The organism is Vibrio sp. J2-3(2022), from assembly GCF_021725735.1.
Classification (GTDB): domain Bacteria; phylum Pseudomonadota; class Gammaproteobacteria; order Enterobacterales; family Vibrionaceae; genus Vibrio; species Vibrio diabolicus.
Genome location: NZ_JAKKCK010000005.1, coordinates 378,707 through 392,343, shown reverse-complemented (window position 1 = coordinate 392,343; position 13,637 = coordinate 378,707). Strand labels below are relative to the sequence as shown.

13 protein-coding genes are annotated in these 13,637 nt (G+C 45.5%); 5 read left to right on the top strand and 8 right to left on the bottom strand.

Annotation, left to right across the window (positions count from 1 at the left end; translation table 11 throughout):
- Positions 1 to 80: 80 nt before the first annotated feature.
- The gene (gene purM, locus L3V27_RS19000; RefSeq protein ID WP_054867197.1) at positions 81 to 1,121 is read left to right on the top strand and encodes a phosphoribosylformylglycinamidine cyclo-ligase; all 1,041 of its coding nucleotides are present in this window, start codon (positions 81 to 83) and stop codon (positions 1,119 to 1,121) included.
- Positions 1,122 to 1,272: 151 nt separating this feature from the next.
- Positions 1,273 to 1,929: a phosphoribosylglycinamide formyltransferase gene (gene purN, locus L3V27_RS18995; RefSeq protein ID WP_237312520.1), complete on the top strand. Its 657-nt coding sequence runs from the start codon at positions 1,273 to 1,275 to the stop codon at positions 1,927 to 1,929.
- Between the two features lie 372 nt (positions 1,930 to 2,301).
- Here the strand turns inward: purN and L3V27_RS18990 are convergent, their stop codons facing one another.
- Both L3V27_RS18990 and lpcA read right to left on the bottom strand, forming a co-directional pair.
- Positions 2,302 to 3,147 (bottom strand): class II glutamine amidotransferase, encoded by an 846-nt coding sequence (locus tag L3V27_RS18990; RefSeq protein ID WP_006741678.1) that lies wholly within the window; start codon positions 3,145 to 3,147, stop codon positions 2,302 to 2,304.
- A gap of 51 nt (positions 3,148 to 3,198) precedes the next feature.
- Positions 3,199 to 3,774, bottom strand: coding sequence for a D-sedoheptulose 7-phosphate isomerase (lpcA, locus tag L3V27_RS18985; protein WP_005380392.1), 576 nt, complete (start codon positions 3,772 to 3,774; stop codon positions 3,199 to 3,201).
- 376 nt (positions 3,775 to 4,150) lie between these two features.
- On the opposite strand from lpcA, the gene fadE reads away from it, so the two are divergent.
- Entirely contained in the window at positions 4,151 to 6,595 is a 2,445-nt protein-coding gene (gene fadE / locus L3V27_RS18980) for an acyl-CoA dehydrogenase FadE (RefSeq protein WP_237312519.1), read from the top strand.
- Between the two features lie 210 nt (positions 6,596 to 6,805).
- A complete protein-coding gene (locus tag L3V27_RS18975) occupies positions 6,806 to 8,581 on the top strand; it encodes a SulP family inorganic anion transporter (RefSeq protein ID WP_046875514.1) in 1,776 nt (591 codons plus the stop codon).
- Positions 8,582 to 8,654: 73 nt separating this feature from the next.
- On the opposite strand, the gene L3V27_RS18970 is transcribed toward L3V27_RS18975, so the two are convergent.
- The 5 genes from L3V27_RS18970 to dnaQ all read right to left on the bottom strand — a co-directional run bounded on the left by L3V27_RS18970 (position 8,655) and on the right by dnaQ (position 12,355).
- On the bottom strand, positions 8,655 to 9,065 hold the full coding sequence (locus tag L3V27_RS18970) for a GNAT family N-acetyltransferase (protein WP_017633770.1): 411 nt from the start codon (positions 9,063 to 9,065) through the stop codon (positions 8,655 to 8,657).
- 84 nt (positions 9,066 to 9,149) lie between these two features.
- Entirely contained in the window at positions 9,150 to 9,542 is a 393-nt protein-coding gene (locus L3V27_RS18965; RefSeq protein ID WP_225462203.1) for a DUF1353 domain-containing protein, read from the bottom strand.
- A 51-nt stretch (positions 9,543 to 9,593) separates the two neighbouring features.
- Positions 9,594 to 10,151 (bottom strand): hypothetical protein, encoded by a 558-nt coding sequence (locus tag L3V27_RS18960; protein WP_225462202.1) that lies wholly within the window; start codon positions 10,149 to 10,151, stop codon positions 9,594 to 9,596.
- Positions 10,152 to 10,355: 204 nt separating this feature from the next.
- Positions 10,356 to 11,624: a TIGR03503 family protein gene (locus L3V27_RS18955; RefSeq protein WP_237312518.1), complete on the bottom strand. Its 1,269-nt coding sequence runs from the start codon at positions 11,622 to 11,624 to the stop codon at positions 10,356 to 10,358.
- Between the two features lie 8 nt (positions 11,625 to 11,632).
- Positions 11,633 to 12,355: a DNA polymerase III subunit epsilon gene (gene dnaQ, locus L3V27_RS18950; protein ID WP_005380385.1), complete on the bottom strand. Its 723-nt coding sequence runs from the start codon at positions 12,353 to 12,355 to the stop codon at positions 11,633 to 11,635.
- Positions 12,356 to 12,414: 59 nt separating this feature from the next.
- Between dnaQ and rnhA the strand changes: the two genes are divergently transcribed.
- A complete protein-coding gene (gene rnhA, locus L3V27_RS18945; RefSeq protein ID WP_012841509.1) occupies positions 12,415 to 12,879 on the top strand; it encodes a ribonuclease HI in 465 nt (154 codons plus the stop codon).
- Here rnhA and L3V27_RS18940 read toward each other — a convergent pair.
- Positions 12,876 to 13,622 carry a class I SAM-dependent methyltransferase gene (locus tag L3V27_RS18940; protein ID WP_012841508.1) on the bottom strand — a complete coding sequence of 249 codons (747 nt, stop codon included), beginning with the start codon at positions 13,620 to 13,622 and terminating at the stop codon, positions 12,876 to 12,878. The genes rnhA and L3V27_RS18940 overlap by 4 nt on opposite strands.
- Positions 13,623 to 13,637 lie beyond the last annotated feature (15 nt).

Below are 13,637 nucleotides of genomic sequence, written 5' to 3'. Positions count from 1 at the left end.
CGCAAACGTTTGCTATCTGTGTTTAAGCACTGTTAGAATAGCGCCGTTTTCATATCCAACTTAATACCGAGGACTTCCCTGTGAGTGGTAACAACTCTTCTCTTAGCTATAAAGACGCTGGTGTAGATATTGATGCAGGCAACGCGCTTGTGGATCGTATTAAGGGTGCGGTAAAACGTACTCGTCGCCCTGAAGTTATGGGTGGTATCGGTGGTTTTGGCGCGCTATGCGAATTGCCAACCAAATACAAACAACCTGTACTGGTTTCTGGTACTGATGGCGTAGGTACTAAGCTTCGCCTAGCACTGGATATGAACAAGCACGACACTATCGGCATCGACCTTGTTGCGATGTGTGTAAATGATCTTATCGTGCAAGGCGCAGAGCCACTGTTCTTCCTAGATTATTACGCAACAGGCAAACTAGACGTTGATACCGCAGCGGATGTTGTTTCAGGTATCGCTGAAGGGTGTGTTCAAGCAGGTTGCGCCCTAATTGGTGGCGAAACAGCAGAGATGCCTGGCATGTATGAAGGCGAAGACTACGATGTAGCTGGTTTCTGTGTTGGCGTCGTCGAAAAAGAAGACGTGATCGACGGCACGAAAGTCGCTGCTGGTGATGCACTTATCGCTGTTGGCTCAAGCGGCCCACACTCAAACGGTTACTCCCTTATCCGTAAAATCCTAGAAGTATCTGGCGCAGATAAGAACGAAGAACTAGCAGGTCGCACTATCGGTGAGCACCTACTAGAACCAACTAAGATTTACATCAAATCAGCACTTAAGATGATTGAGAAACACGACATCCATGCGATTTCTCATATCACTGGTGGTGGTTTCTGGGAAAACATCCCACGTGTTCTGCCTGAAGGCACAAAAGCAGTTATCGATGGTAACAGCTGGGAATGGCCAGTGATCTTCAAGTGGCTACAAGAGAAAGGCAACGTCGACACACACGAAATGTACCGTACGTTCAACTGTGGTGTGGGTCTAATCGTTGCACTACCTAAAGACCAAGCGGAAGCCGCGGTTGCTCTTCTTCAAGAAGAAGGTGAAAACGCATGGGTGATTGGTCAAATCGCGCAAGCTGAAGCGAATGAAGAGCAAGTTGAAATCCAATAATTTGCAAATCGAGCTCACAAGATAAAAAGAATGAGGACACTAGATGACTAGGTCCTCATTTTGCTATCTAGAACAATAAAAACCATTCTATTAGTAGGTAGTTTAGAAGCTACATAACTCTAACCTACCATACCAAGGCACTCTCGACATCATGAAAAACCATACCCTAAAAAACATTGTGGTCCTCATCTCGGGTAACGGAAGTAACCTGCAAGCTATCTTGGAAGCTTGCGAAAACAGCATGCCAAACGCACGAGTGGCAGCCGTGTTCTCTAACAAAGCAGATGCTTTTGGTTTAGAACGTGCAAAAAACTTTGATGTAGACGGTCACTTTGTCGACCCTAAAGCATTCGACTCGCGTAAAAGCTTTGATGCAGAGCTAATGAGTCAAATCGATGAATACCAACCAGACGTGATTATTCTGGCGGGCTACATGCGTATTCTGAGCAGCGAGTTTGTTTCTCATTACATGGGTAAGATGATCAATATCCACCCTTCTCTTCTACCAAAATATCCTGGGCTACACACACACCAGAGAGCAATAGATGCTGGCGACAAAGAACATGGTACGAGTGTGCACTTTGTAACGGAAGAGCTTGATGGTGGCCCTGTCATACTGCAAGCAAAAGTTCCGGTGTTCGAAGACGATAATGCTAGTGTACTTGCAGCACGTGTGCAGGCTCAGGAGCACCGAATCTACCCTATGGTGGCTAAGTGGTTGGTAGACGAGCGGTTGATCATGAAGGATGGTAAAGCCTATTTAGATGGCGCAGAACTTGGCGCACACGGCTACGCCTCCGATGAGTAGTCCTGAATACCAAACTCCAAACACAAAAGAGCAGCCTGAGAGCTGCCTTTTGTTATTTTGAAACATATAAAACTGATTCAAGAAAGCCGCAGTGCGACTAGAAACCTAAAACCCAACATTCTAAAAAATCCCATAACCACTTGAGTAACACGACACTCGGAAAGTAGATTCTGAATCTGGTTCGTTCCTCACCGTTCAGAATGACGTGGTGTTTTATGAGAAATTTCTATCAGTTCCATCTTTCCGGCAAGCCTTAGCGAGACTAGGAACCTAGAAAGTATGAGAGTTCACCAGTATACGCATTCGGTTAAAAAACGTATAAAAATAAAGCTCGCGATTAAGCGAGCTTTACGAGTTGTTCCGAATTAACCGCTATTCTAACGGCTCAGTTGGCGCCTGATTGCCCGGTTTCGCCGCTGCAAACGGCACATTCACCAGTTCAGAGGCATTGTTTTTCACAAGTTCACCTAGGTGAAACAAGCCGTATTCGCCAGGTTTCATCCGCTGCCAAGCTTCGTTACCCGTTAAAGGTTGAGTCGCGATCACAGAAACAATGTCATGTGGCGTTGTTTCTTCTTGGAAGTTAATTTCCACATCTTCATCAAGCAAAGCGGCTTTACCAAACGGTGCGCGTCTTGTGATCCAATACAAATGATTGGTGCAATACGTCATTACATACTCACCATCACTCAGAAGCATGTTAAATACACCCTTCTCTCTTAGCTCATCACAACATTTAGCAACATATAAGAATACCGATTCCATATCCTTTGGTGGCTCAGGATATCGATCTTCCATTTGCTTCAACAACCAGCAAAATGCCAGTTCACTATCTGTCTCACCGACAGGTCGGTGTCGACCCGTATGTAAGTCTTGATAGCCTGAGAGCTGACCGTTGTGCGCAAACGTCCAATACCTCCCCCACAGCTCACGTGTAAAAGGGTGAGTATTTTCTAAATTAACGCCGCCACGATTCGCCTGTCGGATATGGCTAACGACAGCGCGACTTTTGATGGGATAATTTTGCACTAACTCTGCAATTTGCGACTCACAACTTGGCTTGGGATCTTTGAAAGTTCGAAAACCTTTCCCTTCGTAGAAGGTAATTCCCCATCCGTCACGGTGTGGGCCAGTTCGACCTCCACGCTGCATGAGCCCGGTAAAACTGAAACAAATATCCGTCGGAACATTAGCGCTCATACCGAGCAATTCACACATGATTTAAAAAACTCCCTAACAACACAGCTCGAAAAGGTGGCCGTGAAACGACTATTCCATCTCTTTTTCAATCAACTGAATGATGATATGAATAATCTTAATATGAATTTCCTGAATGCGGTCCGCATAACCAAAGTGTGGCACGCGGATTTCAATATCGGCAAGCCCTGCCATTTTGCCGCCATCTTTGCCTGTTAGCGCAATCGTCTTCATGCCTTTCGCTTGCGCCGCTTCAATCGCTTTAAGGATGTTACCTGAGTTACCTGAAGTCGACAGACCAAACAGTACGTCACCTTTTCGGCCTACCGCTTCTACATAACGGGAAAACACGAAGTCATAACCAAAGTCATTACTCACGCAAGAAAGGTGGCTTGGATCTGAAATAGCAATACCAGCATAGCCAGGACGGTTTTCTCGGTAACGGCCTGTTAACTCTTCGGCAAAGTGCATCGAATCACAGTGAGAACCACCGTTACCACATGACAGTACTTTACCATCTTGCTTGAATGAGTCAGCAATCATTTTCGCCGCTGCTTCGATTTGCGCAATGTTATGGTCATCGCTTAAAAATTTGTTGAGCACTTCAGCAGCTTCGTTTAATTCACTTCTAATCAGATCATGGTACATAAGACGTTCTCTTTATTATTTCGGCTTCAGTCAGTCCTAGATTCACTGAGCAAATTGTTCTGATACCAATTTGGTATCGGACATTTCATAAACCTGAACTCGGGTTTGATTACTCTGAGTTTACCCACAAACGAGAATTAGTGTCGATAGTGAACCAACAGATTTAGATTGGTGATGGTAATAAACTTGTCAACTTGCTCATGAAACCATCACTCAAATCGCAACTTTAGAACTTTAACTCTACTTAGATCACTTTTTATCCAATCTTATGTTTTACATTTCCTTAATATTTTGATTACACTTAAACCAACTGGTTAGACCTCTTACCTAACATACAGACGTACAACACTTATAAAGTCTGAAAAGGAAAATACATATGGACATCTTGCTCTCAATCATCACGATGACGGTCGTGTTAGGCATTACGCTCTACCACCGCATGTCTCTCGTGAAATCTATTAGTTTACTCACAGCAGCTATGTTAGCGCTTACAGTAACAGGCGCGGTTGGCGTTACTGGTTGGACGATTTACGTTCTTGCTGCCGCTGTATTCGCGGTTCCTGGCGTACGTCAGTCTTTGATAAGTCGCAAAGCATTAGCGCTTTTCAAGAAAGTGCTGCCAGCTATGTCTCAAACCGAAAAAGAAGCGTTAGACGCAGGTACCGTCTGGTGGGAAGCCGAGCTATTTAAAGGCAAACCAGAGTGGCAAAAGCTTCACGCAATTCAAGCACCTAAATTAAGTGCAGAAGAACAAGCCTTTTTAGACGGTCCAGTGAATGAAGTGTGTGCCATGGTGAGCGATTTCCAAGTGACTCACGAACTCGCAGACTTACCGCCAGAAGTATGGCAATACCTGAAAGATCACAAATTCTTCGCCATGATCATTAAGAAAAAGTACGGTGGTCTGGAATTCTCAGCATACGCGCAATCACTAGTACTACAAAAACTAACGGGTGTTTCTGGCGTTCTATCGTCTACCGTTGGTGTTCCTAACTCTTTGGGTCCTGGTGAGCTACTGCAACACTACGGTACTGAAGATCAGAAAAACCATTACTTACCGCGCCTAGCTGAAGGTAAGGAAATCCCTTGTTTCGCCTTAACGAGTCCAGAAGCAGGCTCTGACGCTGGCTCTATTCCAGATTACGGTGTGGTTTGTAAAGGCGAATGGGAAGGAAAAGAAGTACTGGGTATGCGCCTGACTTGGAACAAGCGCTACATCACCCTAGCGCCAGTCGCAACGGTACTAGGCTTAGCATTTAAACTTCGCGATCCTGAAGGTTTGCTAGGCGACAAAGAAGATCTTGGCATCACTTGTGCGCTTATCCCAACTGATGTCAAAGGTGTTGAGATTGGTAACCGACACTTCCCGCTCAATGTGCCATTCCAAAATGGTCCAACGCGCGGTAAAGACATCTTTGTTCCTATCGATTTCATTATCGGTGGTGAAAAAATGGCGGGCCAAGGTTGGCGTATGCTGGTTGAGTGTCTATCGGTTGGTCGTGGTATCACGCTACCTTCAAACTCAACAGGTGGCATCAAAACTGCGGCAATGGCAACGGGCGCTTACTCACGCATTCGTCGCCAGTTCAAACAACCTATCGGTCACATGGAAGGCGTAGAAGAGCCATTGGCACGTCTTGGTGGTAATGCTTACGTGATGGATGCAGCAAGCAACTTAACCGTGGCAGGTATCGACTTAGGTGAAAAGCCATCAGTAATCTCAGCTATCGTGAAGTACCACTGTACTCATCGCGGTCAGCAAAGCATCATCGACGCAATGGACATCGTAGGCGGTAAAGGTATCTGTATGGGACCTTCTAACTTCCTAGCGCGTGGTTACCAAGGTGCGCCAATCGCGGTAACGGTTGAGGGTGCAAACATTTTAACACGCTCAATGATCATCTTTGGTCAAGGTGCGATTCGTTGTCACCCTTACGTTCTTGAAGAAATGAACGCAGCATATTCTGACGCTGGCGATGCAGTTGAGAAGTTCGATAAAGCGCTTGCGGGTCACGTGAGCTTTACCATGAGTAACCTCGTACGCAGTATCTGGTTTGGTTTGAGCGACGGTTTAGGTTCTTCATCACCAACCAAAGATGCAACCAAGCGTTACTACCAACAATTGAACCGTTACAGTGCAAACCTTGCTCTGCTATCGGATATCTCAATGGCAGTGCTAGGTGGCTCTTTGAAGCGTAAAGAGCGTCTATCAGCGCGTCTTGGTGACATTCTAAGCCAGCTATATTTAAGCTCTGCGACGTTGAAACGTTTTGAGCAAGATGGCCGCCCAGTCGAAGATTTACCATTAGTACACTGGGGTCTACAAGACAGTTTGAAACAAGCGGAAGTGGCGGTAGACGAATTCTTAGCAAACTTCCCGAACAAAGTGATTGGTCGTGCACTGCGCGTGTTAATCATGCCATTTGGTCGTGTACGCAAAGCGCCAAGCGATAAACTAGACAGCAAAGTGGCACGCATTCTACAAACGCCAAGTGCAACACGTTCACGCATTGGTCGCGGTCAGTACCTAGAGCCAACAGAGCACAACGCAGCAGGTAAGATTGAGCTTGCATTGTCTGTGATTCTTCAAGCTGAGCCTGTGTTTGACAAGGTATGTAAAGCGCAAGGTAAGCGTCGCCCATTCTTACGTTTGGATATAATTGCTCAGGAAGGGCTAGAGCAAGGCTTCATAACGCAAGAAGAAGCCGATCTACTCAGAGAAGCGGAACAGCATCGTCTAGATACAATCAACGTTGACGACTTTGAGCCGGAATTGCTCGCCGCAAAGCCGCTATACCCTCAGATGGATAGCGTTGCCTAACTCTCTAATCTGAAACCATAAAACGGGAGTGACAACTCCCGTTTTTTATTGCTACCAGAATAGCCTTCATAACACCTCACACCACGAAGAACCTCTGCGCAAGCGCAATAAAATCCACGCACTCCGAACCTTCCCCCGATTTCCAGTGATAACTAACTCACAGACGTTCCAAGCAAGCGGTGTATACTTTTAAGTAACTCACTCACATATATGGTAAATCCGTTGGCTAAAATATTATTCGCACAGTGGTTCCCTGGGCTTGTTCAGCTTAAGCATTATCAAAAAGAATGGTTTGTTAACGACTTTAGAGCCGCCTTTTCTGTTGTCGCGGTTGCCCTGCCAGTTGCCATTGCTTATGCACAGCTAACCGGGGTATCTGCAATTGTCGGTCTGTACTCGTGTGTACTGCCAATGTTGGTATACGCCATGATGGGCACATCTCGACAACTCATTGTCGGACCTGATGCAGCAACCTGTGCAGTGATTGCCGCCGTTGTTACGCCGCTTGCCGCGGGTGATCCTACAAAACATTGGCAGTTAGTCATGACCATGACAGCGATGACTGGTATTTGGTGTGTACTGGCCAGTCGTTTCAAGTTAGGGGTGTTTGCAGACTTCCTTTCTCGCCCGATTCTTTTGGGTCTACTCAACGGTGTCGCTCTCACAATTATCGTTGGTCAGTTTGCCAAAGTGGTCGGTTTGAAATACGAACAACGTTATTTGCTGGAACGCTTATGGGAGGCTCCACAACGATTAACCGAGCTTCATTGGCCTACCGTAACTCTGAGTATCGTGACGGTTGTCGTTTATTTACTCACCAAACGCTACCGACCAACTTGGCCTGCTGCCATGCTGGCGATACTCGTGACTACCGCGTCAGTTTGGTTTTTCCATTTACAAGAGATGGGCGTATCCGTAGTTGGGCTCACTCAAGGTGGTTTCCCTCAGTTTCAAACGCCGGAGTTTGAGCTAGGTGAAGTTCGTGAGCTAGTGGTCCCGGCGCTCAACCTTGCGATTGTCAGCTTTGTTAGCATGATGCTCACCGCGCGCAGTTTCGCCGCTAAAAACGGTTATGATATTGATGCAAATAAAGAGTTTCAGGCGTTGGGCTTTGCCAACATTGCCTCAGCGTTTTCGCAAGGTTTCGCGATAAGCGGAGCTGACTCACGCACAGCGGTAAATGATGCAAATGGCGGTAAATCTCAATTAGTTTCGATTGTCGCCGCAATCACCATTGCCATTATTGCGGTATTTATTTATGAGCCTTTACAGTTTATTCCCATCGCATCACTTGGTGTCGTGTTGATCATCGCATCCCTGTCGCTGCTCGATCTCAAAGCCATTTGGAAATTAAAATCTCGTGACAAAGATGCGTTCTATCTAGCAATCATCACTTTTATTTCTGTTTTGATCGTAGGCGTAATACCGGGGATCACTTTGGCGGTACTGCTAGGGCTGTTTCAATTTTTACGTATTGTCATGCGACCGAGTGATCAGCTACTTGGCTTGGATGAAAAAGGCACCATTCGGACCATCGACGACTCAGGAAAAGCTTCGCCTATTCCTGGAATGGTGATTTACCGCTTTAACTCGCCGCTGACTTACTTCAACGCACCTTACTTTAAACGCCGAGTGTTAGAGCAAGTAGAACATCACAAAGACGCAAGTTGCGTTGTCATCGACGCCGTATCGAGCTTTACTCACTTAGATCTCAGTGTGATGGCAACACTGGCAGATATTCACAATACTTTAAAAAAGAGAGGCGTACGCTTAATCCTCGCAGGAAGGAAACGACGCTTACGTCAATGGTGTGAGCTTACTGGTATCAGCACCAGTGAAGGAGGCATCTTACTGCGAGCCGATATGTACCTTGCCATTAAACTTAGTGGCTGTTACATCAGTGCTGTGGGTGAGGGACAAATTCCTACTGTTCAAAAAGAGCCTGATTTAGAGCAGCCACCCAAACCAATTCCAGAAGTGGCTTAAATGGAAATTTAATATAGAAAACAGGAGATTAAACTCCTGTTTTCAAGTGCTTATCTTCACAGCTGAATACGTATTACGCCTTCGGCTTAAACTTTTTTGTCATCCCTTGGCTTTTAGGAGCCACCAGCCTATAACCAAGCTTTTCGTAAAAGACCGGCTCATCAGCAATCATAGAAACGTAAGAGCCTTCAAGTGCAACAGAAGAAAGATAACCGTCGATGTATTCCATGACTTTTCTACCTAAACCGTTACCTTGATAATCAGAATCAACGGCAACGTCGACAATTTCGAAGTTACACGCCCCGTCACCAACAACCCGACCCATTGCAATGAGCTTTCCCTCATCCCGAACAGATACACCATATAACGAATTGGGTAGACCAATTTCAGCAGCTTTCAACGATTTGGGTGATAGCCCGGCTTTGACGCGCATATCACAGTATTCTTTCGGGCTTGGCACGTGTTCTTCATATCTTATTGTCATTATGTACGACTCCTTTGTATCACCTTGGAGCTTACATAACCAAACTGTATAAATAAACAGTTAAACGTTGAAAAGATGCTCCCATTAAGCACACAAAGTATCGGGTCTGGAAAAGAAGCCACCGACAACTCTGACGCCATAATAGATATAAGTTGCTCTGAAGCTAGACATTCCTTTTTCTAAACATGTTTCTCTCAACAACGTATCCGCATGCTTTCGAGCACTTTGTGGCAACACCTCTTCCCTCATGAGTTGGTAAAGAGCATCATGCACTAAAGAAGCTTTCATAATGTTTTTTGTGTCTAACGCTGGCCCACTCGCTCCATCCCATGCATAGCCCTTTTTAATCGTTAACACGCCTTGTTTGGACAAACTAAGAAAAGGGCTGTCATACACCTGACTCACTGAAATGCGAGTCTCAATCTTTTCTTCAGAGTGGAGAGTGTATTTGTACTTCTGACGCTTTTTGTATTTCATAACCTAACAGCCTAGCTAACTTCAGTGGGAGGAACGGAGATGACTCTCAAATTAGAGTTTCTCAGAGAGTTTTTTCAAGTAGGACTTAGCAAGCTCATGGTTATCTCTACTCAACCACTTAATACAATCAAAGAGTTCCCAGATCAGGCCTTGATCACCACTGGTATAAACTGGGAAATCTTCATGCTTTGGCGCAGGTTCATCAGTAACCATGCCCGCAATCACATCAGCTTTATCAAATAAAGTCTTAAATGGCTTAGAAAGTTTGAAGGGCTCACAGAGATCTAAACAATGAATCTCTGCACTGGTTAGGTCATTAAAAATGTATTTTTTGAAACACGCATTTTCGTTGTGCTCTCCCTCAAGGCGATAAAAAATGTCTTTATTAGCTTCAAACTGGATAAAACAAAGCTCTGAGGCTTTATGGAAGTTGTTTTGAGTAAAGACAACAACATCAGCGTCCGAAATACGGTCACCTTTTCCTGATGACAATGAACCAAGCAATACCGCAGCAACAACGTCTTTTTCAGAATAAAAGGCATCATAAGCAGACTCAACCAAGGCCTTTTGTCGTGGTAAATGCTCTAGTTCTAACGCTCCAATTGTCATAACTCACTCCGTCGATACGCACTAAAATCAAGTCGAAACGTAAAGAGTATCATGCGAGCTTTATTATGATTAATCAACGTTAAATCATTGTGTTACTTTAAAATAAAGTGATTAATGACCATAAGAAACATCAAATTCTGTCTCAAACTTAAACTGAAAAAAAACGGAGCCGATTGGCTCCGTTTCTCGCTTTATGTGTTACTACTATTTCTTTGGCACTTCTAACTGCATCTCTGGCATGGCATCGCGTTTCGCTTTAATTTTGCGCCAGACTATCCATGCAATGATCACAATCAGCAGCATTATCACGTTACCCACCGCGATAATAATCATGCTGCGCTTACGCTCAGCCTCCCGCTCAGCGATAATTTGCTTTTCCATTTCAATACGGTGCTGCTCGGCTAATTCAGCTTCTTTTGCAATTCGAGCGGCTTCTAGATCAACTTCATCAACAACACTGAAGGTTTGCTCTGGAATAGGAAACACTAGTGGACGTTGCGTCGCTAAATCAGTGGCAAAGATCTCGCCGCGCCATGCGTACTTACCAAGCTCAGCGTCGTTATTGAGATTCAGCGTGGTTCTCATTCCATCTTTAGAAACCTGCCCTTGGCTGTAGATAACGAAGCCATCGGGTGCATCTTGTTCCACCGTGACTGCGATTGAGCCTGGCGCGATCATACCTTGCTCACCACTCACCACCAATTGGTGTGGTTTGTCAGGATTGCGCGCCTGAATAAAAGTACGAGAAATGGGGTTCGGATAAACCAAGATGACTTGCTCTTGCGCTCGTAAGAATACGCCATTACCAGAGGTGATTCGCGCACGGTACTTACCGGGCTCAACGTCTATTGGTAGTTGGACAGTGAACACACCATCCCCTGCTTTTTCATCCAAGCCGCGGCCATCATCAGCAAACTCACCCACAACCATCGGCACTGGACGTGCTTCTTTGATCAACTCATCTTCATTTTCGACAAACTTGGTAAATGTCACGCGTAGATTCACGCGGTCAAGGAAGTCGCGCAGTACAAGAGGTTTGTCGTCGGAGGTTAGGCGAGCTGTAAACTTAAGCGCTTCCCCATTATATAACCGGTTTGGGAACACATCCGTGCTGAGCTTTAAGTGAGAAATTAAGCGGATGTTATTTTTAGGAGTGACTTTCCCCACAGCCTGCCATGGGCCTGGCATAGGGTTGTCAACGGAGATAATATCGAGTGAGGCTTCTTGGTACCAACGTACATTGTCGTAGGCGTCCCAAGCATAGTACTTTTTACCGTCAGGGCGGACTAAAACAACTGGCTGAGAACTTTGCTCACGATAAACTAAAAAAGTGATCTGCTCGATGGTTGGATCCACTCGAAAGCGATTGTCTAACAAAGACATAGCAGATTCACTCGATGCACTCGATGCACTCGATGCACTCGAGAGACTACTCCATATCGCTAAAAACGCGACCAACAAAGCCCTCAGCATAGCTTCTCCTATTGATGCCAAATACAGTCGTTCACCAACTCTAATCTTTTTTGGTGAGCTTCTAGTTCATCGGCACTTGCGCGCAAAACCTTTAGCGCTTTTCTTCCTTCAATACGACGAATGGTTTCTACCCCACCCTCTTGTTTATTCGCGTTAAATTCTAGACTCGTTTGACCACCCGTCATAAAGAGGTAAACGTCGGCTAGAATCTCCGCATCGAGCAAAGCTCCGTGGAGTGTACGGTGCGAGTTATCAATACCGTAGCGTTCACATAAGATATCAAGGTTGTTTCGCTTGCCAGGGAAGATTTTCTTCGCCATAGCAAGGGTATCGGTCACCTTGCAGTAGTCGTCCGTTTTGCCGATGTTGGGATCGAGCATGCCAAACTCGTAATCCATAAAGCCCGTATCGAAGGGTGCGTTGTGGGCAACAAGTTCTGCGCCTTTAATAAACTCAAGAAACTCTTGGTGCACGCTCGCGTATTCCGGTTTATCAACCAAGAATTCATCCGTAATACCGTGAACTTCAACCGCTTCTGGTTGGATTTCACGATCGGGTTTTAAATAAACGTGGAAGTGACGACCAGTCAGCTTACGGTTGATGATCTCCACGGCACCGATTTCAATAATGCGGTGTCCCATGTAGTGAGGACCACCCTCGCGGTTCATACCTGTGGTTTCGGTATCGAGAACGACAATGCGGTTATATTCAGAATTGCTGCTGGTATTCATAAGGTTATGTATGTCAGACTATGCTTTATTAAATGTTTCGGCTAATAGTACCAAAAAATATGACCAAACACGTTGAGATTTTCACTGACGGTTCTTGTTTAGGTAACCCAGGACCAGGTGGTTACGGCATTGTATTGCGTTACAAAGACGTAGAAAAGACGCTTTCCAAAGGCTACACGTTAACCACCAACAACCGTATGGAAATGTTGGCGGCTGTCGTCGCGCTGCAGACGTTAAAACAACCTTGCAAAGTCACTTTAACGACTGACAGCCAATATGTGCGCCAAGGTATTACTCAGTGGATCCATAACTGGAAGAAGCGTGGCTGGAAAACAGCGGATAAAAAACCCGTGAAGAATGCCGATCTATGGCAAGCTCTAGACAAAGAAACCGCACGCCATCAAGTTGAATGGCATTGGGTAAAAGGCCACGCGGGCCATCGTGAGAACGAAATTTGTGATGAGCTAGCCCGTACTGCTGCAGAAAACCCAACTGAGGAAGATACTGGTTACCAACCCTCTTAACGAGATTCTTTCCTCATAGTATTGCCCTCTCGATTCATCACCCCTAGTGGTGTGAGCTTTTTCTTCAAACGCCAATGCGGTTTGATAGGCTTGAGAGGGTATGTTCGTTTCCTTGCCACAATGTAATACAAACTCCCTGCAGGTGACGCCCAATCACCGAGACTGTTTTCCAACCATGTCCACATCGTGCGGTAGCGCTTCATCGGAAACAGCGCGTAACGGTCGCAATGAATCACTTGATAATTAAGTAACCCTAACCAGTCGTTGATGCGGTTCGACGTAAACATTCGTCCACTCCAAGGCAAATTATGTTTACGCCAAGGAAGCAAACTCGCTAATCCAGTCAAACTTAGTGGGTTAAATCCAGTGATTATCAAATAACCATCATCCATCATCACTCTATCGACTTCCCGTAGCAAACGGTGTGGATCGCTTGCATAGTCGAGCTGATGAGCGAGAATCACAACATCAAAGCTTTTTTCCAAAAAGGGCAATTCGTAACCATCTGCAATCACATTATGCAACGGGTTCTGGATATCTACGTTGACTTGGTGTTGAATGTTACAATTACAGCTGGTTAGCTCACAGCTCAACCCGCCCAGTTTGAGCATATGGTAACCGAAGAGTTTCGGACACCATTCATCAAGTCGGGTCTGGATTGACTCAAGCACCCACGGACCGTTGTTCATTGCTGACCAAGTCGACGGGTGTGGTATAGTTTTGTTGCTGAGTGCTGGTTTCATTAACCACCTGACTAA

Excerpts from the sequence above, each read along its gene's own strand:
- L3V27_RS18965 (WP_225462203.1), bottom strand. The coding sequence starts at position 9,542 with ATGAAATACAAAAAGCGTCAGAAGTACAAATACACTCTCCACTCTGAA.
- L3V27_RS18955 (WP_237312518.1), bottom strand. The coding sequence starts at position 11,624 with ATGCTGAGGGCTTTGTTGGTCGCGTTTTTAGCGATATGGAGTAGTCTC.
- lpcA (WP_005380392.1), bottom strand. The coding sequence starts at position 3,774 with ATGTACCATGATCTGATTAGAAGTGAATTAAACGAAGCTGCTGAAGTG.
- L3V27_RS18960 (WP_225462202.1), bottom strand. The coding sequence starts at position 10,151 with ATGACAATTGGAGCGTTAGAACTAGAGCATTTACCACGACAAAAGGCC.
- fadE (WP_237312519.1), top strand. The coding sequence starts at position 4,151 with ATGGACATCTTGCTCTCAATCATCACGATGACGGTCGTGTTAGGCATT.
- L3V27_RS18940 (WP_012841508.1), bottom strand. The coding sequence starts at position 13,622 with ATGAAACCAGCACTCAGCAACAAAACTATACCACACCCGTCGACTTGG.
- L3V27_RS18990 (WP_006741678.1), bottom strand. The coding sequence starts at position 3,147 with ATGTGTGAATTGCTCGGTATGAGCGCTAATGTTCCGACGGATATTTGT.
- dnaQ (WP_005380385.1), bottom strand. The coding sequence starts at position 12,355 with ATGAATACCAGCAGCAATTCTGAATATAACCGCATTGTCGTTCTCGAT.
- rnhA (WP_012841509.1), top strand. The coding sequence starts at position 12,415 with ATGACCAAACACGTTGAGATTTTCACTGACGGTTCTTGTTTAGGTAAC.
- purN (WP_237312520.1), top strand. The coding sequence starts at position 1,273 with ATGAAAAACCATACCCTAAAAAACATTGTGGTCCTCATCTCGGGTAAC.
- L3V27_RS18970 (WP_017633770.1), bottom strand. The coding sequence starts at position 9,065 with ATGACAATAAGATATGAAGAACACGTGCCAAGCCCGAAAGAATACTGT.
- L3V27_RS18975 (WP_046875514.1), top strand. The coding sequence starts at position 6,806 with ATGGTAAATCCGTTGGCTAAAATATTATTCGCACAGTGGTTCCCTGGG.